This is a genomic window from Centipeda periodontii DSM 2778, from assembly GCF_000213975.1.
GTDB classification, from domain to species: domain Bacteria; phylum Bacillota; class Negativicutes; order Selenomonadales; family Selenomonadaceae; genus Centipeda; species Centipeda periodontii.
The window spans coordinates 1,603,548-1,626,514 of record NZ_GL892076.1 but is presented as its reverse complement, the minus strand read 5'-3'; the positions used below and the strand labels follow the sequence as shown (position 1 = coordinate 1,626,514).

At 53.9% G+C, this 22,967-nt stretch carries 24 protein-coding genes, 5 tRNA genes and 1 other annotated feature; of the genes, 10 read left to right on the top strand and 19 right to left on the bottom strand.

Going from position 1 to position 22,967, the window contains the following annotated elements:
- Window positions 1-2: 2 nt before the first annotated feature.
- Entirely contained in the window at window positions 3-869 is an 867-nt protein-coding gene (locus HMPREF9081_RS07300) for a hypothetical protein (protein WP_040394771.1), read from the top strand.
- Window positions 870-970: 101 nt separating this feature from the next.
- On the opposite strand, the gene HMPREF9081_RS07295 is transcribed toward HMPREF9081_RS07300, so the two are convergent.
- The 12 genes from HMPREF9081_RS07295 to HMPREF9081_RS07245 form a co-directional block, all read right to left on the bottom strand.
- A complete protein-coding gene (locus HMPREF9081_RS07295; protein WP_006306474.1) occupies window positions 971-1,648 on the bottom strand; it encodes a hypothetical protein in 678 nt (225 codons plus the stop codon).
- A 13-nt stretch (window positions 1,649-1,661) separates the two neighbouring features.
- Window positions 1,662-2,354, bottom strand: a complete 693-nt coding sequence (locus HMPREF9081_RS07290) for a hypothetical protein (protein WP_006306473.1) — start codon at window positions 2,352-2,354, stop codon at window positions 1,662-1,664.
- A 69-nt stretch (window positions 2,355-2,423) separates the two neighbouring features.
- Window positions 2,424-3,695, bottom strand: a complete 1,272-nt coding sequence (locus HMPREF9081_RS07285; protein WP_006306472.1) for a hypothetical protein — start codon at window positions 3,693-3,695, stop codon at window positions 2,424-2,426.
- Window positions 3,696-3,721: 26 nt separating this feature from the next.
- Window positions 3,722-3,898: a hypothetical protein gene (locus HMPREF9081_RS13855; protein WP_154647297.1), complete on the bottom strand. Its 177-nt coding sequence runs from the start codon at window positions 3,896-3,898 to the stop codon at window positions 3,722-3,724.
- A 725-nt stretch (window positions 3,899-4,623) separates the two neighbouring features.
- The gene (locus HMPREF9081_RS07275) at window positions 4,624-5,862 is read right to left on the bottom strand and encodes an aminotransferase class I/II-fold pyridoxal phosphate-dependent enzyme (RefSeq protein ID WP_040394764.1); all 1,239 of its coding nucleotides are present in this window, start codon (window positions 5,860-5,862) and stop codon (window positions 4,624-4,626) included.
- Window positions 5,863-6,188: 326 nt separating this feature from the next.
- Window positions 6,189-7,421 carry an aspartate kinase gene (locus HMPREF9081_RS07270; RefSeq protein ID WP_006306468.1) on the bottom strand — a complete coding sequence of 411 codons (1,233 nt, stop codon included), beginning with the start codon at window positions 7,419-7,421 and terminating at the stop codon, window positions 6,189-6,191.
- 353 nt (window positions 7,422-7,774) lie between these two features.
- Complete coding sequence (locus tag HMPREF9081_RS07265; protein WP_006306466.1) at window positions 7,775-8,107, bottom strand: branched-chain amino acid transporter permease; 333 nt, start codon at window positions 8,105-8,107, stop codon at window positions 7,775-7,777.
- Entirely contained in the window at window positions 8,104-8,814 is a 711-nt protein-coding gene (locus HMPREF9081_RS07260) for an AzlC family ABC transporter permease (RefSeq protein WP_006306465.1), read from the bottom strand. The genes HMPREF9081_RS07265 and HMPREF9081_RS07260 overlap by 4 nt, the downstream gene beginning before the upstream one ends.
- Window positions 8,811-9,368, bottom strand: coding sequence for a DNA-3-methyladenine glycosylase I (locus HMPREF9081_RS07255; RefSeq protein WP_006306464.1), 558 nt, complete (start codon window positions 9,366-9,368; stop codon window positions 8,811-8,813). Before HMPREF9081_RS07255 ends, HMPREF9081_RS07260 begins: the two co-directional genes overlap by 4 nt.
- A 66-nt stretch (window positions 9,369-9,434) precedes the next feature.
- Window positions 9,435-9,511, bottom strand: a tRNA-Pro gene (locus tag HMPREF9081_RS07250).
- 36 nt (window positions 9,512-9,547) lie between these two features.
- The gene (locus HMPREF9081_RS13230; protein ID WP_006306463.1) at window positions 9,548-9,754 is read right to left on the bottom strand and encodes a hypothetical protein; all 207 of its coding nucleotides are present in this window, start codon (window positions 9,752-9,754) and stop codon (window positions 9,548-9,550) included.
- Window positions 9,755-9,772: 18 nt separating this feature from the next.
- Complete coding sequence (locus tag HMPREF9081_RS07245; protein WP_006306462.1) at window positions 9,773-11,302, bottom strand: Y-family DNA polymerase; 1,530 nt, start codon at window positions 11,300-11,302, stop codon at window positions 9,773-9,775.
- 120 nt (window positions 11,303-11,422) lie between these two features.
- Between HMPREF9081_RS07245 and rfbB the strand changes: the two genes are divergently transcribed.
- A complete protein-coding gene (gene rfbB / locus HMPREF9081_RS07240; protein ID WP_006306461.1) occupies window positions 11,423-12,430 on the top strand; it encodes a dTDP-glucose 4,6-dehydratase in 1,008 nt (335 codons plus the stop codon).
- Window positions 12,431-12,524: 94 nt separating this feature from the next.
- A tRNA-Ala gene (locus HMPREF9081_RS07235) sits at window positions 12,525-12,600 on the top strand.
- Between the two features lie 101 nt (window positions 12,601-12,701).
- Here the strand turns inward: HMPREF9081_RS07235 and HMPREF9081_RS07230 are convergent.
- The 5 genes from HMPREF9081_RS07230 to ilvA form a co-directional block, all read right to left on the bottom strand.
- Window positions 12,702-12,778 (bottom strand) — tRNA-Arg (locus HMPREF9081_RS07230).
- A 2-nt stretch (window positions 12,779-12,780) separates the two neighbouring features.
- A tRNA-Pro gene (locus HMPREF9081_RS07225) sits at window positions 12,781-12,857 on the bottom strand.
- 69 nt (window positions 12,858-12,926) lie between these two features.
- The gene (locus tag HMPREF9081_RS07220; protein WP_040394759.1) at window positions 12,927-13,658 is read right to left on the bottom strand and encodes a C40 family peptidase; all 732 of its coding nucleotides are present in this window, start codon (window positions 13,656-13,658) and stop codon (window positions 12,927-12,929) included.
- A gap of 14 nt (window positions 13,659-13,672) precedes the next feature.
- Window positions 13,673-13,984: an ArsR/SmtB family transcription factor gene (locus HMPREF9081_RS07215; RefSeq protein WP_006306459.1), complete on the bottom strand. Its 312-nt coding sequence runs from the start codon at window positions 13,982-13,984 to the stop codon at window positions 13,673-13,675.
- Window positions 13,985-14,009: 25 nt separating this feature from the next.
- Window positions 14,010-15,257, bottom strand: coding sequence for a threonine ammonia-lyase (gene ilvA, locus HMPREF9081_RS07210; RefSeq protein WP_006306458.1), 1,248 nt, complete (start codon window positions 15,255-15,257; stop codon window positions 14,010-14,012).
- 165 nt (window positions 15,258-15,422) lie between these two features.
- Between ilvA and HMPREF9081_RS07205 the strand changes: the two genes are divergently transcribed.
- The 7 genes from HMPREF9081_RS07205 to HMPREF9081_RS07175 all read left to right on the top strand — a co-directional run bounded on the left by HMPREF9081_RS07205 (window position 15,423) and on the right by HMPREF9081_RS07175 (window position 20,537).
- Window positions 15,423-15,872, top strand: a complete 450-nt coding sequence (locus HMPREF9081_RS07205; RefSeq protein WP_006306455.1) for a universal stress protein — start codon at window positions 15,423-15,425, stop codon at window positions 15,870-15,872.
- A gap of 42 nt (window positions 15,873-15,914) precedes the next feature.
- Window positions 15,915-16,331: a universal stress protein gene (locus HMPREF9081_RS07200; protein WP_006306454.1), complete on the top strand. Its 417-nt coding sequence runs from the start codon at window positions 15,915-15,917 to the stop codon at window positions 16,329-16,331.
- Window positions 16,332-16,425: 94 nt separating this feature from the next.
- Complete coding sequence (locus HMPREF9081_RS07195) at window positions 16,426-17,160, top strand: tRNA threonylcarbamoyladenosine dehydratase (protein WP_006306453.1); 735 nt, start codon at window positions 16,426-16,428, stop codon at window positions 17,158-17,160.
- Window positions 17,157-18,137: an NAD(P)H-dependent glycerol-3-phosphate dehydrogenase gene (locus HMPREF9081_RS07190; protein WP_006306452.1), complete on the top strand. Its 981-nt coding sequence runs from the start codon at window positions 17,157-17,159 to the stop codon at window positions 18,135-18,137. The genes HMPREF9081_RS07195 and HMPREF9081_RS07190 overlap by 4 nt, the downstream gene beginning before the upstream one ends.
- A gap of 3 nt (window positions 18,138-18,140) precedes the next feature.
- Entirely contained in the window at window positions 18,141-18,539 is a 399-nt protein-coding gene (locus tag HMPREF9081_RS07185) for a (deoxy)nucleoside triphosphate pyrophosphohydrolase (protein ID WP_006306451.1), read from the top strand.
- Window positions 18,540-18,591: 52 nt separating this feature from the next.
- Window positions 18,592-18,678, top strand: a tRNA-Leu gene (locus tag HMPREF9081_RS07180).
- 353 nt (window positions 18,679-19,031) lie between these two features.
- Window positions 19,032-20,537 carry an IMP dehydrogenase gene (locus tag HMPREF9081_RS07175; RefSeq protein WP_040394755.1) on the top strand — a complete coding sequence of 502 codons (1,506 nt, stop codon included), beginning with the start codon at window positions 19,032-19,034 and terminating at the stop codon, window positions 20,535-20,537.
- A gap of 52 nt (window positions 20,538-20,589) precedes the next feature.
- Here the strand turns inward: HMPREF9081_RS07175 and HMPREF9081_RS07170 are convergent, their stop codons facing one another.
- Complete coding sequence (locus HMPREF9081_RS07170; RefSeq protein ID WP_006306449.1) at window positions 20,590-21,393, bottom strand: tRNA 2-thiocytidine biosynthesis TtcA family protein; 804 nt, start codon at window positions 21,391-21,393, stop codon at window positions 20,590-20,592.
- A 24-nt stretch (window positions 21,394-21,417) separates the two neighbouring features.
- Window positions 21,418-22,158 (bottom strand): thiamine diphosphokinase, encoded by a 741-nt coding sequence (locus HMPREF9081_RS07165; RefSeq protein ID WP_006306448.1) that lies wholly within the window; start codon window positions 22,156-22,158, stop codon window positions 21,418-21,420.
- A 353-nt stretch (window positions 22,159-22,511) separates the two neighbouring features.
- Window positions 22,512-22,967 (top strand) — a sequence feature (16S ribosomal RNA rRNA prediction is too short).

The following is a 22,967-nucleotide window of genomic DNA, read 5'->3' as shown; positions in this document are numbered from 1 at the left end:
CTATGAGGAAATGGAATTCTGTTGCGGCAGCTGTCATTACGGCTTTTGCGTTGCTCATTCCACTAGGCGGATGCGGGAGCGACTCAAAGGATACAGCAACGACGACAGCAAAGATGGAGAATCCGGAACAAGTTTTCAAGGATATTCTGCAAAAAGCAGCAGATAGAAATACTTCAGTCGAAGACGTTTATGCAATGGATTCCTTATCCGTTGCAGCATTAATGACAACGCCTGATCACGATGGGAAAGCGTTCATAAAAAAGGGGCAGAGAGCGCAACCTAATGATCTAAAACGCGAAAATATTCAAGTCTCCAACATACAGACGCGCGGTGCACTCATGGCAGCCGACATCACAGGGACGGCTGTCTTTACGGATCAAGGGCAGAAACAACAAGTCCCCTTGTCCGGCACTATGGTTCTCCGAAATGAGAATGGTGTTTGGAAACAGCTCGTGATGGGCGTTGTCGAGGTAACTCCGATCAAATCCATTGAGATCGTCTCAGGCGGAATGCGCAACGTCTCGATTCACGGCAATGTCGGTAAGACATTCAGCGGTGAGCAGGTTGTATTCCTCTCGTTCAAGAACAACAGCATGACGAATTACAGCTTTGGATGGGTGCAACCACCAAGGATTTCTGCCGTCACAGATTCAGGCGAAGTACCTGCCGGTGCCCTCCCCCAATATGATATATTCTCGCAGCCTCATGTATACCGCCTCGCAGGTGAACTGGCAACCATCACAGTTGCATTCCCAGAGGCAACGGGAACAATCCGCGAGATCAAATTCAGCGATTTCCACATATTGGATGGAACCGGTCTTCCAACAGATTTCGATGCGCCGGTGCTGACACTATGCCTCACAATGTAATGTGAGAACAGTATCCATAGAAAAAGAACATTTCGCTAAGAAATGTTCTTTTTCTATGGATAACAAAACAGCGTCCACCATCGGTGAACACTATCTGTTCCCTACTGGTATTTGTTGTTAAACAGGAGACCATTCGGGTCGGCAGTATCCCAACGCACCTCGATCATCGTACGTGCCATCGACTCGGCGCGGCTCTTGATCTTCGAATACCCATCATCCCGCGCATCCTTCACACTGATGATGACGACCGTCAAGGGAACGCCGAGTTCCTCGGGACCGTTGCGCCGCTTTGCATGATTGAGCGCCGCCTTTTCCAGCTTGATCTCGCCGACCGTTTCCGCGACCGGCTCCGCACCGATATCCTCAAGCTGCGCCTTTGCAAGCAGTTCGTCCGCGTTTTTCCGATCAATAAGCCCGAGAATCGTACGCGTTACAAAGACGGCATTTTTTATCTGCTCGGAGCGCGCATTATCAAAGGCAATGGCGAACTCGCCCGGCGGATTGCTACCGAACCTCCGTACGTAGATTTCGACCCCCGCCTGACTGCGCCACGCGCCAATGAGGTCGCCTGGAATGTCGGATACCTTCATGAACGTGAGAGCATCCTTGTCCAGACCGTTCTTTTCCGCATTCTCCGCAATCTCTGCATTGATCATTGCGGCGACTGTGTTATCTGTGAGTTCCTTATTATCCAACTTAATCTCGCGAGCGTTGTCTCCTCCGCAGCCTGCAGCGGCAAGCACGAAAATGAGAAACATCGCGGTCAGTATCTTTTTCATGACAAGCCTCCCCTTACTCAAACGCCTCGATGTGCCCGTGCAGCCCGATGCTGTAGACAGTGCCAAAGATGCCGTAGATCTTCTCCTGTGTATCGATGGAGTCGATGACCTTTTCCTCTTTGCCGTCGCTTGCAATGTATTGGATGCGCAGATAGTCCTCCGGCGTGCGGGTGATCTCGACGCGCCCTGGCACATGGACAATGGCACCGTTGATTGCTCCTGCGCGTGTTCCGATGACGTGATCGAACGTCTTGTCACGATAGGTGATGGTGAAATGATCCTCGTAACTCGTTGCGCTCGGTGAGGAGCCTTTGATGGTCTTGCTTGTGATCTTCAGCTCAATATCGGGTTTGTCCTGCTTCTCCACGAAGAATGGGCGAATGGAGACCGTCTCAACGCTGATGCCGCCGATCGTCGCATGCCCTGCCGAGAGTCCTGAAAGTACCATGCGGTTCACGGGGCGTTTCTCGCCCGTATGCGCCCCGAGTCCTAAAAAATCCTTGGTGAAGGCAGGTTTCGTACCGTTGCCCTCCACCTGATACTGGGCCCGGATGCGATCCTGCAGGGCAAGCGTCGCTGCATCCGGCAGATCGACATCCTTGATCGTTTGGATTTTCTCCGCCTTGGGTTTCTCATCGCCGCAGCCTGCAGCAAACATACTCAGCATCGCGGCAGCCAGCAGCGCCGCAAGCCATTTTCTTTGCATGGGGAAGCCTCCTTTGTCACTTAAAACATATCAACACAAGAAATAATACATGTTTTACCAGTGATTCCCTTATTTCACCAGTTCAAGGGTCGCGTAGTAGTTTCCAACGCGGCGCATCTGCTGCCCCTTCTTTATATCCGCCATCGTCGTCACATAGTAGACGAGGTGATAGATGCCGGGCCGATCTGTCTTCTCGATGCTCAGACTCACGCTGCCCGTGGTGAGGTAGTTGAAATTCTCGCCCATATTCGCATCACCGAGCACATAGCCGTTCGTCGAAATGATGTTGTTCGGTTTGCCCCAACCATATTTGTTCGTCTCATGGCTGTAGGAGGAGAAGCGGACGGCGATGGGTTTACTCTGGTAGTCGCTTCCTTGGAACGCGCCCGTATCGTCCATCAGTGCGACAATGTTCTCGTCGTACTCATTCAACACGGCAAAGTGAACGAGCCCCGATTTCGCCGTCTCCCGTGTGAGGAGTCTCCCGACATCGCCATCTTCGGAGGAATGCGTATCATAAGCGAGCCGCATACCGTAGGAGTCCGTCAACAGGAAAACGTGACCGAGAAGCTCGGAGAGCTTCGGCACCTTGCTATAGTTCACAGACTCCGTGGAAAACTGTTCCCAGTGGAATGTACTGACAAAGTCGGGCGTGTACTTTTCCTGCACGCGCGCAATGATGGGTGCAGCAATGCGCTCAAAGCGTGCCGCTCGCTCGGCTGCCTCCCGTTCCTCGCGTTGGCGGCGTTCGGCTGCCTCCCGCTCTTCCCTCTGGCGGCGTGTAGTTGCCGCGCGCTCTTCCCGTTCCTTTTTCTCAGCCGCCAAACGCTGTGCTTCTTTGCTGTTTGGTTCACACGCCTGCACAATCAGGACGGGGCGATTCTTTTCAAGGTAGGTGAGCGCGGCATAGACGGCGTCATCAAAATCGCCGCGACTGATCTTGAAATTGCCATCGTACACGTAGTTCTTGTCGTCTTCGGGCGCACCCTTGTATTCTGTAATCGGCATCCAGCGATTATTGGTGAAGCCCGTGCAATATTCTCTGCGATAGGGGTCGATCAGGACCTCGATGCCGTGCAGATCCTTCTGCTCCTTGTCGGCGCGATAGGAAAAAACCGTTCGAATCACAGATCGTCCGTAGATTTCCACGACTTCCATTGAGTTCGTGCGTAGGGTGACCTGTCCCTTTTTTACGCCAAGCAGCGTAACTTCGTTATCTGCCCCGATCACGGGCATAAAGGCAGTGGCGTTTTCAGAGGCGGATGCCGTCGGTATCGGCGCGTAGAGAACGGATGCGCCAAGCGTAACAGCAAGCGCAAGCAGCAATATTAGATTCTTCAATGTGAGCCTCCTGTCCTCAGACGATATCAGCCTTTCGAGGCAGAAATCGCGACGAAGCTGTTTGCACCGTTCATCTCACCCGCGAAGCTCATCACATCTATGCCGTCCAGCAGGGGATCCGTGGCAAAGGCATATGCCGTGCGTCCACCCGACAGCGACAACAGCAACGCAAAGAGGAGGGGGAACAGTAGAAGTTTTTTCATGAGAATCTGCCTTTCCTTATAAAAGAGAACACTGATAAATTCGGCACTACCATCTTGACGCATCTTTTTTGCCCGCACTTCGGCGGATAATCCTCCACAGAGCACTACTCTGCGTCCGGTTTTCCACCTTGTTCGGACGAAAAAATATACGCCAATCTGGCAGACTTCATTTTATCGGTGATTCCCGTGAATTGTCAAGTCAAGTGCAACGTTTTCTTATAGAAGACCTCATAGGGCGTACGATAGCCGAGGCGTTTACGTGGACGCATGTTTAGTTCATCTACAATTTGATTTAAGAAAACAAAAAGACAGCGTTGTGCTGTCCTATGTGGTATAATCAATATGGAGCTATACGACTTTCTGGCGTTCGTGTTCATGGTAACGATTTGTATCGTTGCATTAAAGGCATAAGAAAACCCGCCTGACACTGGCAAGTTTCGGCGGGTTTCTCGTTAAGCATGTATAAGGGCTGACCGTTTACACGATAGCACCTTTTCTGTTTCTATTATACGACATTGTTGCTCCGTCGTCAAATCATATGTTTTGTGAGTTGACAAATGATAGGATTTTCAAGCTTCTTTTCCGAGTATACTAATGGGAAATGGAGGCTCTCCCCATCGTAGTTGAACTCGAATAAACGAAAATAGCGTGGAAAGCCTTGTATATCAAGGCTTTCCACGCTTGTTTTGCCGTGCCCCCCGGTTCCTTTATTTATACAACATCACCTACATTTTATCTATCACGTGCTTTATTTTTTCTGCGATGCCGCGCATCTTCGTACTGGGCACGGAGCAAGCTGCAATACGTACGCCCATTTTCAGGGGAACGGCAAAGATGAGATCCTCGCGGAGCAAATCGCAGACCGCCTGTGGGTTTGCTACAGGAATGGCGAGGAAGAAGCCGCCTTTGTAGGGCAGGGTAGGGAGCCTGCATTCCGCAGCCTCATGCATAAAGATATCCCCACGCTCTTGGACGAGACGATATAGCGCATCGCGCTCCGTTTCGTAGGAGGCATAGTCAACCTTATTCTGCTGAATGCGTGCGAGAAGCGTCATTGCACCGCGATTGATGTTCGACCATGTCGCACGCGCTGCGTACTTGCTGATCTCGTTGAACTCATCAATGACCGTCTTGCTCGCGGAGAGTGCAATGAGCGCGCCGCAACGCTGACCGTAGAAGGTATATGCTTTTGACATGGAGAATGCGAAGAGTGTGAGGATGTTTTCCGGCAGATTACTGAACTTCTGCATGAAGGCACGTGTTTCAAATTTTTCGCCTGCAAAATCGATATAGGCAATATCGACAAGCAGATATATTTTCTTTCCCGTTGCCGCGTGTTTTTTGACGCAGTCCAATACGTGATCCCAGTCCTCCGAGGAGAGGCTGTAGCCAGTCGGATTATGTGCCGGCGTGTTGAGGATGATGAGCAGACTGTCCTGTGTCTTGAGAAGGACATCAACGGATGTTGCAAATGCCGTATGATTGAAGTTATTTGCTTCATCAAAGAGCGAAAAATTCGTTACAGAGCAGCCCAGCTCCTGACAGATGACATTGTATGTTCCCCAGAACCAATCCGAGGTGAGTACCTGATCGCCTTTTTCCACGTAGTTGTCAACGGCGGTACGCACGGCACCTGTTCCCCCTGCGGTTGCAATGGCACCGAGATATCCTGCCGGACGATTTCCCGCAAATGTGATGTCAATCACCGCCTCAAGATATTCCGGCAGTCCGGAAATTGGTGCGTAGGCGATATAATCCTCGATGGGAAGGGATCGAAAGACACGCTCGACGGTGGGAAGATGAGCGAGTTTCCCCGTGTCATCCATCACAGCGCCGATGGTTGCGTTCACGACACGGTCCTCACCGTACTCTGCAATTGCTGCCCGGCACGCTGCATTGGCACCGAAAATCGCGTCCTTTAGTCTTCTCGAAGCTGCATGTGATGCTGCCATCTGTACTGCCATAATAAATACGCTCTCCTTTTTGTTTTGAAAGCACGGATACAATAAAGTCCCACAACACAGCGGCAGAACTTTAGGAACCACTGATAAATTCAGCACCATCATCTTAGCGCATCTTTTTTGCCCGCTTTTCGTCGGCAAATCCTCCACATAGCTTTGGCTATGCGTCCGGTTTGCCTCCTCAATCGGACGAAAAAATCTACGCCAATCTGACGGACTTCATTTTATCAGTGGTTCCTATGGATCCGTGCTTCCTTTAGAATTCCTTATGTATAGTAACGCCTTGTTCCGTTTATGTCCACTGCACAAGCAGGTGTATACAGGTATTCCTATGCCTCCGTGGGGAAGAACTCGTCGTGAATGCGGTTGACCGCATCCTTGACACTTCCGCCTTTAATGAGGCAGGAGATGCTGATCTCGGAGGTGCTGATGATCTCAATGTTGATCTCAGCGTTGGAGAGCGCGCCGAACATGCGAGCTGCAATGCCGGGATTGCCCAGCATGCCGGCGCCAACGATAGAGATCTTCGCTACGTCGTTGTCAACAGCGACTGCAGATGCCTTAATCTCGGAAGAGATTCCTTCGACCACCATCCGCGCCTCCTCAGCGTCGATTGTGGCGACGGTGAAGACCATATCTGTCATATTGGACTCTGCGCTGCGGATGCTCTGTACAATCATATCGACATCAATGTTTGCATCTGCGAGTGCGGAGAAGATCTTGTGTGCTATTCCGGGTACGTTGGAAACACCGAGAACGGTGATCTTGGAGACGTGTTCGTCATGAGTAACGCCGCGAATGATAAAGGACTTTTCTTCCACTGTGTATTCCTCCCTAATGATGGTTCCCGGTTCCGAAGTAAAGGTTGAGCGAACATGAATGGGAATTCCGTAGAGCTGCCCCATCTCCACAGAGCGTGGCTGCATGACGCCTGCACCGAGACGCGCCATCTCAAGCATTTCGTTGTATGTAATCTCGCGCATACGGCGAGCGCCTTTTGCAATTCGTGGGTCTGCAGAATAGATCCCATCGACATCGGTGTAGATCTCACAGGTATCTGCGCCGATCGCGCCTGCAATCGCAACGGCAGAGGTGTCCGAACCGCCGCGCCCAAGTGTCACGGGATTTCCAGCCGCATCTGTTCCTTGGAATCCTGCAATAACAACGATATTGCCCTTGTCCAGCTCCTCATGTACACGCTCCGGATGGATTCCAAGAATGCGCCCCTTCGTATGCGCACTGTCCGTCCGCAAGCCCACCATTGCTCCAGTGAGGGAGATGGCGGGGTGTCCCATGGAACGAAATGCCATTGCAAGGAGAGCAATGGATACCTGTTCACCTGTTGTCATGAGCATATCCATCTCACGGGTATACTGATAAGGCGTGTCCACAACCTCTCCCGCAAGGGCGATGAGATCATCCGTCGTATCACCCATGGCCGATACAACCATGACGATGCGATCATCGAAAGCTTTCTCCCGCAGGATTCGCTTCGCCACATTTCGGATCTTTTCAGGCGTTGCCACGGAACTCCCGCCAAATTTTTTTACAATTAGTGCCATATAATGTCCCCCTATGGATTGATATGATTCCCATAACGGTGAATACTGAACGCATTATACAAGAAAATGTGGTGCATTTCAACAACCACGTTTATTATCGGGCTTTCCGGATGCTTCACATCTGTTTCACACATGAGTTTACAATCTAAGCCTGCACTGATAAATTCAGCATTGCCATCTTAGCACATCTTTTTTGCCCACACAACGCCCTCGATCCTCTACAGAACACCACTCTGCATCCGGTATGCTTCCTCGTTCGGATGCAAAATCTACGCCAATCTGAAGGTCTATTTTATCAGTGATTCCCTAACTTTTGGGGGGCGCTATATTCTAGTTTCGTGCAACAGCCCCTTTTATGGAATGAATATGTATTGTATCAGTATCATGTATACCGCCGTCCCCGCGCCAATGGATAGGAGCATTTGGCGAAATTTCAGATGAAGAGCCGCAGTTACGATAATGCCTGCAATCTCCGGCAGACCGTGCGTCCCTCTGAGGAAGCTCGTATCCTTGAGACAGTATATGACAAGCATACCGAAGACAGCGGCGGGGAGCACATTACCGAGGTAACGCACGATGGGCGGCGTTGGTTTCTTCTCTGAGAGCAGGAGGAAGGGGAGCGCGCGCGTGAGCACACTCGCGAGGGCACAGAGTCCGATGGTGATACATGCCTCGGTGAATGTCATGCCTGCATCCTCCTCTCAATGAATGGGCGTGCTGCAAGGCAGCCCGCGAGGATGATGAACATGGTCGGGAGCATGAAGGAGTCCCTGCCAAAGGCGGCGAGCGCGATTCCCGCAGCCACGAGTCCCAAGATCCCTGTGTAATGCTGCGGATCATTCAGCCACTGCTCGATAAAGATGACAACGAAGAGCGCCGTCATCGCGAAATCAATGCCCTCGGTATTGATGGGGATCTGCGTACCCACGAGCCCGCCGATCGTCGCACCTGCAACCCAGTAGAGTTGATTGAGCAGCGTAACAAAGAACATGAACCAGCCCGTATCGATGCCCTGCGGAATCTTTGCCGTGTAGTTGATCGAGAAGGACTCGTCGCACATACTGTAGATGAGATAGGGCTTCTTCCAGCCCGTGCCGCGATATTTCTCAAACATCGAGATACCGTAGAAGATGTGGCGTCCCTGCACCATAAGAGCAAGCAGAAAGGTCTGAAGAGGCGCGAAGGGGCTCAAGAGAAGCGCTGTCGCAATGAATTCAAGCGAGCCGCCAAAGATGATTGCGCTCATCGCCATTGGGTACCAAAACGAGAAGCCAGAGACGTTCGTATAGATGCCGTAGGCAAGCCCGAGAAAGAGGAAGCCTGCGAGAATGGGAACAGTGTAGGGGAAGGCCGCGCGCAGGGCGGCGAGGCGCGGATCCCCCGTACGCGTCATGACCTGCTCCAATCACAGGCGTCCGTGTGCGCGGCGAGGACACCGATCGCCTGCAGAGTCGAGTAGATACAGGTCGAACCGACGAACCGCATTCCACGCCGCTTGAGATCCTTTGACACCTCATCTGAGAGCGGCGAGGTCGTGCGCAGCTCGCAGCTTTCACGCACGGATTTTCCGTCGGTAAAGCCCCAGATATAGCGGTCGAACGAGCCGAATTCCTTTACAATTTCGAGAAAGATCCGGCTGTTTGTGATGCTCGCCTCGATCTTGCGCCGATTGCGGATGATTCCCGCATCCTGCATCAGCTCCTCGACCTTTGCTGTATCGAATGCGGCGACGTGCTCAGGAATGAACCCCTCGTAGGCACGGCGAAAGTTCTCGCGTTTGTGCAATATCGTCGCCCATGACAGCCCTGCTTGAAACGTTTCGAGAATAAATAATTCGTAAAGTGCGTGATCGTCGTGGAGGGGCTGTCCCCACTCCTCATCGTGATATTTCACATAGATGGGATCGTCCAATTTGACCCAACTGCACCGCGTGCATTCGTTTCCCATATTTTTACCTCCAAAATAAAAAAGCCGGTGTCCCCCGAAGGGCTCCGGTTCATTGATCTATGAAAATGGTCGGGATGACAGGATTCGAACCTGCGGCCTCATCGTCCCGAACGATGCGCGCTACCAAACTGTGCCACATCCCGACATGGATAGTATTGTAGCGATCTTTACTGTTTTTGTCAAGCTGTATGCTCGGGAGGGCTGTATTCTTTGTATTGCGTCGCTCTTTCTTCCTCCGTGCGACCGGCGGCAGCATGGAGTCCCGTGAGGGCAGAGAAGGGGGCGAACTGTCCCGCACGGTCGCGCAGAGACATGGGAGGATGCGATCTTGAGATGGGACGTGGCAGGTCAATGATGTCTGCATAGTCCTCAATTCGTCTCTGCATGGTCTTCTCTCTCCGTTCTTATGCTTTATGTCCGCCGATCTGGCTGTTGCGCAGACGTGCCGTTGCGCCGTCAAGGAGGTTCGATCCGCGCAAGATGGCATTCTTTCCATACGTCTTCTTGATCGCGACGATTGCCTCCTGCAGTGCCTTTTCCTTTGCCTGCGCGGTTTTTTCGGCAGGGCTTGGGACGCTCTGTGCCGCGTCATCATCTCCGAACAGGCTCATCTGCTCGGAGGCAGAGGCTCTCTGCTCCTCTGTCATCAGATGCTGCGCGGCTACGGTCAGTCGTCGGATGAGGAGGGCGGGATTGACGATCTTGTCAAAGAGTCCCGTCAATGCATTCATGATCGTCTGTGTCGATGCACCACGTGCAATGAGCACTCTGCCGTGTGATGGCCACGGAACGCGGCGCCCGTAGTGATCCGTGCGGATGCGTCCGTGGTAGTGATTGCGTATCTCCGGACGGGTCAAGCACTCGATGTCATAGCCAATGGTTAGCTCAAGGCGGTCACTCGTGAGACGTTTTTCCGCGAGATCAATGGAGAGGGCGTCTGCCATCTCCCAGACAACAAGACGTGCCTTCTGCGCGGTGTACGGATTTTGCAGCACTTGCCCCATATGCGTGCTATGCGACTTCGGACGGTAGCTTTTGATGTCCTCCATACGCGCAGGCTCCCAGCCCCACGCATGGTCGATCAGCAGCTCTGCCTGTACGCCGAAAAGATGATAGAGCAAATCCTCGTTATGGCGTTCCGTCGTTTTTCCGAGCGAGCAGCGTGCAACATCGCCCATAGTATAGAGCCCGTTCTCTTCGAGCATGCGTGCATATCCCCTGCCGACGCGCCAAAAGTCTGTGAGCGGGCGATGTGCCCAGAGCTGTCTGCGATAGCTCATCTCGTCCAGTGTCGCAATACGTACGCCGTTGGCATCGGGCGGCATATGTTTTGCCACAATGTCCATTGCAATCTTTGCGAGGTAGAGATTCGTCCCAATTCCTGCCGTCGCCGTAATGCCCGTCTCCTGCAATACATCACGGATGAGCCGCATTGCAAAGTCGCGTGCGGAAATTTTCTCTGTATACAGATAGCTCGTTATGTCGATGAATACTTCGTCGATGGAGTAGATGTGGATATCCTCCGGGGCAATGTACCGCAAATAGATCTCGTAGATCCGCATGCTGTAGTCCATGTAGAGCGCCATGCGCGGGGGAGCGACATGATAGGTGATGCCAAGCTCCGGATGCGCCGCGAGCTCGATGGCATCCGTCGTCTCACCTACAAGCGTGCGCTGTGGGGAACGGTACTTTCGCCGCGCATTTTCCTGCTGCACGGCACGGATGACTTCGAAGAGACGCGGGCGGCCGCCGATGCCGTGGGCCTTGAGGGCGGGGGAGACCGCGAGACAGATCGTCTTGCTCGTGCGGCTCTCATCTGCGACCACGAGATACGTGGTCAGCGGATTCAGTCCTCGCTCCATACATTCGACCGAGGCATAGAATGCCTTGAGATCGATGGCGATATACATGCGTTCCTTCGGCTTCATCTTCATCCCTCCCAAGAAGAGTATAGCACAAATGTTTTTTGTCTGTAAATCAAAAGAATGCAGTGAAAAGGGAAAAACGCGGCAGCGTCGAATATACTCTAGGAAAGAGAAAAAGGAGCAGAGGTTATGAAGATTATTGTAACGGGCGGTGCGGGATTCATCGGTGCGAATTTTGTCTACTATGAGCTGCGTGAACATCCGGAGGATGCGATCGTCTGCTATGATGCGTTGACCTATGCAGGCAATCTTGCAACGCTTGATTCGGCACGGGAGCATCCACAGTTTTCCTTTGTGCGCGGCGATATTGCGGACCGTGCGGCGGTCTATGCACTCTTTGAGCGTGAGAAGCCGGATATCGTTGTGAATTTTGCGGCGGAGTCCCATGTGGATCGTTCCATCGAAAATCCCGAGATATTTCTGCAGACGAATATCATCGGGACGAGTGTGCTGCTTGATGCTTGCCGTAAGTATGGAATCAAACGCTATCATCAGGTATCGACGGACGAGGTCTATGGCGATCTGCCGCTCGATCGCCCCGATCTCCTCTTTACGGAGGATACACCGCTCCACGCATCGAGTCCGTATTCCTCGTCCAAGGCGTCCGCTGATCTGCTCGTGCAGGCGTATGCGCGCACTTACGGTGTACCCGTGACGATCTCGCGCTGTTCGAACAACTATGGTGCGTATCAGTTCCCCGAGAAGCTCATCCCACTCATGATGATCCGTGCCATGCAGGGGGAGAAGCTGCCTGTGTATGGCGATGGGCTGAACGTGCGCGACTGGCTGCATGTCGACGATCACTGCGCCGCCATTGATGCGATTATGCGGCGTGGAACAGAGGGCGAGGTCTACAACGTCGGCGGACATAATGAGCGCTCGAACATCGAGGTCGTTCGCACGATTCTAAAGGCACTCGGCAAGGGCGAGGAGCAGATCTCCTACGTTACCGACCGCAAGGGGCATGATCGCCGCTATGCGATCGACCCGACGAAGATCGGGCGCGAACTTGGCTGGCAGCCCGCGACGAAGTTCGACGACGGCATTCAGGCGACCATTGCATGGTATCAAGCACATGAGGCGTGGTGGTCGGACATCCTGAGCGGCGCATATGAGAAGCGCAATGCACAGGTGTAGGATGGCAGTGTTGCCTTAGTGTACACACCGAAAATTCAACCTTGACAAGGCGTGTGCTTTTCGCTATACTAGCCCATGTCAGCGCGAAACGCGCGGGGGCATAGCTCAGCTGGGAGAGCGCTTGCATGGCATGCAAGAGGTCAGGGGTTCGATCCCCCTTGTCTCCACCATATCGACATACTGCGGATGTGAGAGTAGAATCTCACATCTTTTTTATTGTCTGAAACGCAACAAAAAACCGCATCGCCCACGACGATACGGTTATATACAATGGTGCGCCTGGGGGGATTCGAACCCTCGACCCACGGCTTAGAAGGCCGTTGCTCTATCCAACTGAGCTACAGGTGCAGTGGTCGGGATGACAGGATTTGAACCTGCGACATCTTGCTCCCAAAGCAAGCGCGCTACCAAACTGCGCTACATCCCGATACCGCACTATTATAAAGAGCGGCATGAGAAAAGTCAATATGGCGATGCGGGACTTTGCACGAATCCGCTATTTTACAATGTGCTTGCCGCCGAGGAAGCGCGGCTTCCAATAGTCGTTCGCGAGCTCGTCGACGCGCACGCCCTTGCTCGTAGAGGCGTGAATGAACTCGCCCTTGCCGAGGTAGATGCCGCAGTGCGATGCGCCCTTTTCATACGTTTCGAAAAAGACGAGATCACCGGGCACAAGTTCCTTCGCGCTTTTCGTGCGAAGCCCGAGCTTGTATTGCTCATCCGCCGTGCGCGGGATAGAGATGCCATGCTTCTGAAAAACGTATTGGAGATAGCCGGAGCAGTCGAAGCCCTTCGGTGTTGTCCCGCCGAATACATACGGCGTACCCATGTAGGACTTTGCCGTCTGGATCACATCGGATACCTTGTTTGCAGGCAGGATGGGATTGCCGTTCGGCGCAAGCGACACTTTCTTTTCGGCAGGAGGCGGTACATCAATGCCCCACGTGGTCTTGGCAGGGAGGTTCTTGAGCGCGCGCCACGTTGCATTGTTGACAATGCCCGTGATCTTGATCTTGTTGTCGCGCTGGAATTCGGCGACGGCGCGTTCCGTATCTTTGCCGAAGACACCGTCCGCCTTTTTGATCTTGTAGCCTGCATTTTGGAGTGCCTGTTGCAGAACTTGTACCTCATGTCCTTGCGAACCCTCGCGCAGGGTAGGGGAAGCAAATGCCGTGCTCACAGCGAAAAGAAGGGCTATGCCGGTGCAAAGAAAGATGCGGCGCTTCATGAAACAACATCCTTTCATGTGTGCTGTACGTGTTCAAGTCCTTGACTGAGGAGTTTCAGAACGTGGTCGTCGTCAATCGAGTAGAGTACTTCTTTGCCGTCGCGGCGAAATTTTACGAGGCGGGCGCTGCGGAGAACGCGCAGCTGATGGGAAATGGCGGACTGTCCCATCTCCAGTCCGTCTGCAATGTCATAGACACGCAGTTCCTCCGCCGCTGCAAGCAGGGAGAGAATCTTGATGCGGGTGGGATCGCCGAGTGTTTTAAACAGGTCGGCGAGGTGCTGTGCCGTATCCTGATCGATACATTTCATTGGGGCGACAGTCATACGCTGGGGTATCCTTTCTTCCTATTCAGTAAATTTTATTGATCTCAAAGCCGTTTGCTGCAAGCGCATAGACAATACGATCGATGTGCTCCTGTCCATGCGTTTCCACCGTGACGGTGAGCTGCACCTTTTGGAAGCTGTCCGTCACCATCGTCTGATCGTGGTCGAGACGGATGACGTTTGCGTCCTGATCGGTGAGGATCTGCGCGACTGTGAGCAGCTGCCCCGGCTTGTCAGGGAGCTGGACGGAGAAGCGGAACACTCTGGCGCGCGAGATAAGTGCCTTGGAAATGAGCGCGGAGATTGTTGATATGTCGATGTTGCCGCCGCTGATGAGGACGGCGACTTTTTTGTCCTTCATGCGGAGTTTGCTGAGCGCTGCGAGGGAAAGGACGCCCGCCCCCTCGGCGATAAGTTTGTGCTTTTCAATGAGTGAAAGCAGTGCGCTCATGATCTCCATCTCGGAGACCGTGATGATCTCATCGAGATAAAGACGGCAGAATTCGAGTGTGAGTTTGCCCGCCGTACGGACGGCGCAGCCGTCAGCGACGGTATCGGCAGAAGGGAGGGTGATTGTGCGCCCGCAGGAGAGTGCCGCCTTCATGCAGGCGGCGTTTTCCGGCTCGACACCGATGACCTTTACCTGCGGATTGACAAGTTTCACCGCGAGCGCAATGCCGGAGGAAAGTCCGCCCCCGCCGACGGGGACGAGGATTGCATCCACGTCCTTGAGCGCATCGATCACCTCGAGGGCGATGGTGCCCTGACCAACGATCACATCACGGTCGTTGAACGGATGAATGTAGACGTAGCCCTTTTCCTTTTGGAGCTCAAGACTGTGCGCATAGGCGTCGTCGAATCCGTTTCCGTGGAGAACAACTGTCGCGCCGAGGGCGCGTGTCGCCTCAACCTTGAGAATTGGTGTCGTCGCGGGCATGCATATGACGGCATTGACACCGAGTTTCTGTGAAGCGTAGGCGACCCCTTGTGCGTGATTGCCCGCTGAGGCGGTGATGACGCCGCGCGCTTTCTCCTCCTCCGTGAGCATGGAGATGCGGTTGTATGCGCCGCGCAGCTTGAATGCGCCCGTGGTTTGGAGATTTTCGAGTTTCAGATAGGTGGCGTTGCCGGAGATCTCAGAGAAGAACTCACTGTAGACCAGTGGAGTCTTGCGCACAATGCCTTCGAGCCGCTTTGCCGCAGCATAAATATCCGAAATACGTGTGGACTGGGCGACTTCCTCATCCGTCAGCATAGTTTGTTCTTCTCCCATGTGTCATTGCCTCCATTTACTTACTTATATGTGAGGTCAGTCTATCATTTTCGATGAGGCACGTCAATTTATTTTCGCTGACACGAATAATCGTCAGAATAAAGAAGGAGTTTGACAGAATTTCGCGAATAAATACATCAAACAAGGCGGGACGGGAGGTGCGCGATGGAGCAATATCTGAAATACGCGCGCATACTGGTTCCTGTGGATGGGTCGCAGGAGTCCCTGCGGGCGGTTCGTCTGGCAGGTGAAATAGCACGTACCATGCACGCGACCGTGTACCTGCTCTATGTGTCCCCGTTCGACAAGAGCACAGATGAGGGGGATGTTCTGTGGCTCCCGGAGAGCATTGTCAGACCTGCGGCAGAGGAGGCACACGAGATTTTTATCGCCGCACTTAAACTGCTACCCAATGAAATTCTGTATGAACGCGTGCATCGCACAGGCGTGCCCGCAGATGAGATCCTGCGCTTCATTGACGAAACGAACATCGGGCTTGTCGTCATTGGCGGGCGAAAGCTCTCCCGTGTGAGCGGATTTCTTCTCGGGAGCGTCACGCAGACCGTCTTGGAGCACGCGCATTCCAGCGTAATGGTCGCAGGAAGCGCTGAGTAATGTCCATATGGTTCATGTTCTGTAAAGTGAGGAGGAACTGCCATGATGAAGAATATTTTGGTGCCGGTGGATGGCTCTGAGGGGGCTGACCGCGCGATTGAAAAGGCTGTGATGCTCGCAGAGATCTGCGGAGCAAAGCTGAATTTTCTTTACGTCGCAAACATCAACCAGCTTGCGATCAATGCCGTACTCTCGGATGCGATTCTCGACTCCGTGACGAAGGCGGGGAACGTCATCCTCGATCGTGCACTTGAAATGGTACCGGCAGGTGTGGAAAAGGAGTCGTTCTCGGATACAGGATCTCCGGCGGTGGTTATTCTCGACTTTGCGGAGTCCAATGACATCGATCTCATCGTTATGGGCAGCCGCGGACTCGGTGTCGTGAAGGGCGTCTTGCTCGGCAGCGTTAGTCAGTACGTCGTGGAGCAGTCGAAGTGTCCCGTGCTCGTCGTCAAGTAAGGTGCACACATAAGATTGTCGGAAAGGAGCTGCTGCGGAGGAACACACCCCGCCGCAGCTCTTTGACGTGCTATGGATAGGGCAGGGGAAGAATATGCGCGATCGGCGCTTTGCGCGGACAGAGATGCTCGTGGGCAGGGAGGGCGTGGCTCGCCTTGCCGCCACGTCCGTTGTAGTATTTGGCATCGGCGGCGTTGGCTCGTACGCGGCAGAGGCTCTTGCGCGCGCAGGGATCGGCAGGCTGACCCTCGTCGACCACGATGTGATCGACGCGACGAACATCAACCGGCAGATTCATGCCCTGACGGAGACAGTGGGCGCGTATAAGACAGAGACGATGGTGCAGCGTATCCGCTCCATCAATCCCACATGCGAGGTGCACGAAATCCGTGCGTTCTATCAGCCCGAGGAGGCGGAGTGTTTCTTTTCTCACCACTATGACTACGCACTGGACGCTGTGGATACCGTCACGGCAAAGATCGACCTCGCCGTGCAGTGCCATCGACGCGGTATTCCGCTGATTGCAAGCATGGGGGCGGCGAACAAGCTTGACCCGACACTCTTCGAGGTGATGGACATCTACCGTACGAAAGGCGATCCGCTCGCGCGCGTCCTGCGGAAGAAGCTGAAGGAGTGCGGTGTTCCGCGCCTCAAAGTCGTCTGTTCGCGTGAACGTCCGCGCACACCCGAAGGTGGAGCAGAAACACCTGCACCGGGGTGCAATGCCGTCCCCGCAAGCATCTCCTTTGTGCCGTCCGTGGCAGGTCTCATCATGGCGGGCGCCGTTGTCCGTGATCTTTTGAATATCAGGGTGGAGGTATCGTCATGAGGGTAGCTGTTCTTGGCTGCGGACGTTGGGGGTCGTTTCACGCGTGGTATGCCGCACGCGTGGGACACGCAGTCACCCTTTGGGGGCGCACGGGTTCCGCCCATCTCGCCGAACTGTGCGAAACACGGACAAACGAGTTTCTGACTTTGCCCGACGACATTCGTCTGACCGATGATCTGCATGAGGCGGTTCAGTCGGCAGAAATCCTTATTATCTCCATCCACGCGCAGGCACTGCGTTCCTTCCTCTGTGATTTACGTGTATGGGGACTCGGGGAGGAGCTTGCGAAAAAGACCGTTATCCTCTGCATGAAAGGACTTGAGATCGGCACGGGCAAACGACTTACGACCGTGGTGCGCGAGGAACTTGGCAGCGCAGTGAAGCCCGTCGTTTGGGTGGGGCCCGGGCATGTGCAGGACTTCGTGCGCGGTATACCGAACTGCATGGTGCTCGCCGGCGAGGACAGGGAGGCGCTGCGTGCGCTCGTGGATGTACTCGGCAGTCCGCTCATCCGTTTTTACTACGGTGAGGACTTGCTCGGCACGGAGGTCGGTGCGGCGGCGAAGAACGTCATCGGACTCGCTGCAGGTATGCTCGATGGGCTCAGCTACGCCAGTCTCAAGGGCGCGCTCATGGCACGCGGTACGCGCGAGCTCGTGCGTCTCGTGCGCGCGATGGGCGGCGACGGAGAGACGATCTACGGACTGTCGCATCTCGGTGACTATGAGGCGACACTCTTTTCCCCGCACAGCAACAACCGCCGCTATGGGGAGGCCGTTGTGCGCGGAACGGCAGGGGATTTTCACAAGATTGCGGAGGGCGTCTACACAGCAGAGGCGCTGATGGCGCTCTCAGAGGATTATGGTGTCGACCTGCCCATCTCCACGACTGTCTATGAGATCGTAACAAAGGGACGGGACCCGCGTGAGCAGCTCACGCAGCTTTTTCTGCGTGCAACGAAGAGTGAGAAGGAATAGCACATGAGTGAACGAAAGCATATTGATGTTGTGGCGGGCGCGATCCTGCGTGACGGCAAGGTGTTCGGTGCGTGCCGCGGCTACGGTTCCTATGCCGGCACATGGGAGTTCGCGGGCGGCAAGGTCGAGCCAGGGGAAACGGATGAAGCGGCGCTTGTGCGTGAGATTCGTGAGGAACTGGGTGTCGAGGTTGCCGTGGAGCGCCTGCTCGGCATCGTCGATCACGACTATCCGGAGTATCACATGAACATGCGCCTCTATATCTGCCGCCACATTGTGGGTGAGCCGCAGCTGAGCGTGCACTCGGCAGGGCGCTGGCTCGGACGCGCCGACCTTTACAGCGTTCCGTGGTTTGAGGCGGACATGGAGCTGATTCAACAGCTTGAAGCCGATCTCACGTAACATTGACAAATCCGTTGCAGGAATGATATAATTACGAAGCAAATTTATCACTGCCGAAGTGGCGGAATTGGCAGACGCAGCAGACTCAAAATCTGCCGTTGGCAACAACGTGCCGGTTCGACCCCGGCCTTCGGCACCATAGCAGACTATGCCCATGCGGCATTACTTTCCCTAAGAGTAAACGTGATACTCTTAGGGATTTTTTGACCATATGCAGGATTTTTCAAAACGGCGGCATTTATTACGTTCGATGCCTTGACAGGACGCACGGAAACGCGTATATTAGACAGAAAAATTTTAGGGAATCGCTGATAAAATGAAGTCCGTCAGATTGGCGTAGATTTTTTCGTCCGGTTGAGGAGGCAAACCGGACGCAGAGTGGTGCTCTGTGGAGGATTTGCAGGCGTTGTGCGGGCAAAAAAGATGCGCCAAGATGATGGTGCTGAATTTATCAGTGCTTCCTTAGGACGGACACAGAAAGGAAGGGTTTCGTTGGCGCATTATTACACCGAGCCATCGCACACATTTGCGGAGTATCTGCTTGTCCCAGGCTATTCCTCGACAGAGTGCTTCCCTGCAAATGTCTCGCTGCGTACGCCGTTGGTTAAATTTCATCGTGATGAGGAGCCGGCGCTCACGATGAATATTCCCATGACCTCCGCGATCATGCAGGCAGTTTCGAACGACACAATGGCGATTGCCCTTGCAAAGCAGGGAGGCATTTCCTTCATCTATGGATCGCAGTCCATCGAGGCGGAGGCCGCGATGGTCTCCCGCGTGAAAAACTACAAGTCGGGCTTTGTCAGCAGCGACTCCAACATCAGTCCCGACACTACACTCGGCGGCGTACTCGAACTCCTTGCAAAGACGGGGCATTCCACGATGGCCGTCACGGAGGACGGTTCTGCGAATGGGAAGCTCGTCGGCATCGTGACGAGTCGTGACTATCGTGTTTCGCGGATGTCGCTCGATACGAAGGTCGCAACCTTTATGACCCCGTTTGAAAAACTCATTTGGGCAGATGCGGATGAGACTACACTCACACAGGCGAATGACCTCATCTGGGAGCGCAAGCTGAACATGCTCCCGCTCATCGACAAGAATCAGCGCCTGCGCTATATGGTGTTTCGTAAGGACTACACCGACAACAAGGAGAACGAGCTTGAGCTGACCGACAGCAACAAGAGTTACATCGTCGGTGCGGGAATCAATACACGTGACTATTCCGAGCGTGTCCCCGCACTTCTTGCAGCGGGGGTGGATGTCCTATGCATCGACTCCTCTGAGGGCTTCTCTGAGTGGCAGCGTCTGACGATCCAGCACATCCGTGAGGAGTACGGCGATACCGTCAAGGTCGGTGCGGGCAATATCGTCGACGGTGAGGGTTTCCGCTTCCTCGCAAATGCAGGCGCTGATTTCATCAAGGTCGGTATTGGTGGCGGCTCCATCTGCATCACGCGTGAGACCAAAGGAATCGGACGTGGACAGGCAACGGCACTCATTGACGTGTGTGCCGAACGCGATAAATACTTTAAGGAAACGGGTATCTACATCCCCATCTGTTCAGACGGCGGTATCGTCTACGATTACCACATGACACTCGCACTCGCGATGGGCGCGGATTTCCTCATGCTCGGACGATACTTCTCGCGCTTTGACGAGAGCCCGACGGATCGCGTCATGGTCAACGGCACGTACTACAAGGAGTACTGGGGCGAGGGCTCGAACCGTGCGCGCAACTGGCAGCGCTATGACCTCGGCGGCAGCAAGAAGCTGTCCTTCGAGGAGGGCGTTGACTCCTATGTTCCCTATGCGGGAGCACTCAAGGACAACGTCGAGACGACACTCTCCAAGATACGCTCCACCATGTGCAACTGCGGTGCGCTCACACTGCCCGAGTTCCGCGAAAAGGCGAAGCTCACCCTCGTATCCTCGACCAGCATCGTCGAGGGTGGCGCACACGATGTTATCCTGCGCGACAAGCTTGGACGTGACTGACAAAAAGCCGAACGGCGAAGTGAAACAACTTCATCGTTCGGCTTTTTTGATTTTATCTGAGGAGGGGAGGTGCTACCCCCTTTGCCATAAATGCGCGGTAGGTGTGCTCCATCTCCTTGCGCGTCTTGCTTGCGGGCCAGAGTTCGCCAAGTGCGCCCTCGCGCATCCCTGCAGCGAGGTGATTATAGAGGTTCGGATTATCCTTGCCAAGCGTTTCGATCAGCTCCTTGACGGTCTGACGCGTAGTGTTGCCGTTGTGCGGGCAGGGGGAGGGGATCGGCGTGAAGCCGTGGTACTGAATCGCGTCGACGATCTCCTGCTCGCGGAAGTAGACGAGGGGGCGGATGACGGTGATATCCGTCTTGTCGAGGTAGGTCTTGGGGCGAAAGGTGTTCAGCTGCCCCGAGTAGAACAAACTCATGAGAAAGGTCTCCACGGCATCATCATGGTGATGCGCGTAGGCGACCTTATTCATGTGGTGCGCTACGGCGTAGCGGTTGACTGCGCCGCGCCGAAAGAACGCGCAGGTAAAGCAGGGGCTTTTATCGTCCTGCTCCGCAATCGCACCTGCGATATCGACATCGACCACCTCATAGGGGACATCGAGCTGCTTGCAGAATGACGCAATCGCATCGGTGTCAAAGGGATCGTCAAACTGCGGGTTGACGGTGAATGCCGCGATGGTAAAATCTCTTTTCAGACGCTCGCGCAGGATGGCGAGCGCGTAGGTGAGAAAAATGCTGTCTTTGCCGCCCGAGACGCCGATGAGGATGCGGTCGCCCTCCTCGATCAGTTCGAACTCCACAACGGCACGCATGAGCTTGCTGAAATAGGACTGTGGAATGTTGATATTCATGAAATCAAAACGCTTCCTTTGTTGTTATTCTTTATGGCAGAGATAGACACCGAGGATGCCGGTCTTGATGGAGACGGTAAATTTTTTCTCCCCTCTGTATTCGGGGGCGAGCTCGTTGCTGATCGCGCGTGAACTGTGTGCACTGATATCCTCGTTATCCAGTTCCCAGTATAGACGGCGTGTCTTGACCCCGCTGCATTCCGCAGTAAATGGGAGGAGGGAGATCGCGCGCGGCGCACTCTCGCACGTTACGGTTAGTTCCTCACCGGCACGGAGATAGAATAGGGTTTCGCGTTCATCCGCGAGTACGCAGGGGATAGCGGCATGCGCGGCGACGGCGGCAGTGCTCATGAGATGGTCGAGCCGCCCGCCGAATGCCGCCGTCAAGATGACAAGCGGACTCTCAATCTCCTCTGCAGCAATCTGAAGAGCAAGCTCTGTATCTGTGAAATCTTTTTCACGGGGAAAGGAATCTATCTGCACGCCCTGTAGTTTTGCAAACATTTTTGGAAATATGGACGCACTGTCACCATCGCCAATGAGACGGTTGGGAAGAATCCCTAATGCGTGTGTGATATTCACTCCGCGATCAATCGCCCATATGGGGCACCTTGCACCATTCTTTTCTCGCTGTGCAATCAGTGCTCTGAGCCAATCATCTTTAGGTGCGCGTCCGCCTGTGATGCAGACAATTTCCTCGGACGGTGGGCGTGGAATCTCAGCACGGATGCCGGGGAGGATGAGCGTGTGTGTATCTTCATACATGAAATTACTTCCTTCTTTAATCTATGATAGACTGATTATAGCATATGATTTTTCGAGCGAACAGAGAAAAACTTGAAAAAGGGGGTTGACGAGAGTCAACCCTTTGTGTTATATTATGACAGTCGCGCCGATGAGAGCTACGAGGAACTGGAAAGAGCCTTGAAGCCTTGTGCGGCGCAGGATGTACCCTGAAAACTACACAATGCAAAACACGTTAGAGGAAACTCTAACAAGCCAGATGCAACATCGTTGATGTCAGTCAACGAAACACAATTCTTTTACAAGAATGAACTTTTGAGCCAACAGGCTCTTCACATTAGCGGAGAGTTTGATCCTGGCTCAGGACGAACGCTGGCGGCGTGCTTAACACATGCAAGTCGAACGGGATGATCTTAAAGCTTGCTTTTAGAGAATCTAGTGGCAAACGGGTGAGTAACACGTAGACAACCTGCCGACAGGATGGGGACAACATTCCGAAAGGAATGCTAATACCGAATGAAGTCAGAGAAGGGCATCCTTTTCTGATGAAAGATGGCCTCTGAATATGCTATCACCTGTCGATGGGTCTGCGTCTGATTAGCTGGTTGGTGAGGTAACGGCTCACCAAGGCAACGATCAGTAGCCGGTCTGAGAGGATGAACGGCCACATTGGGACTGAGACACGGCCCAGACTCCTACGGGAGGCAGCAGTGGGGAATCTTCCGCAATGGGCGCAAGCCTGACGGAGCAACGCCGCGTGAGTGAAGAAGGTCTTCGGATCGTAAAGCTCTGTTGACGGGGACGAACGTGCCTAATGCAAATAGTATTAG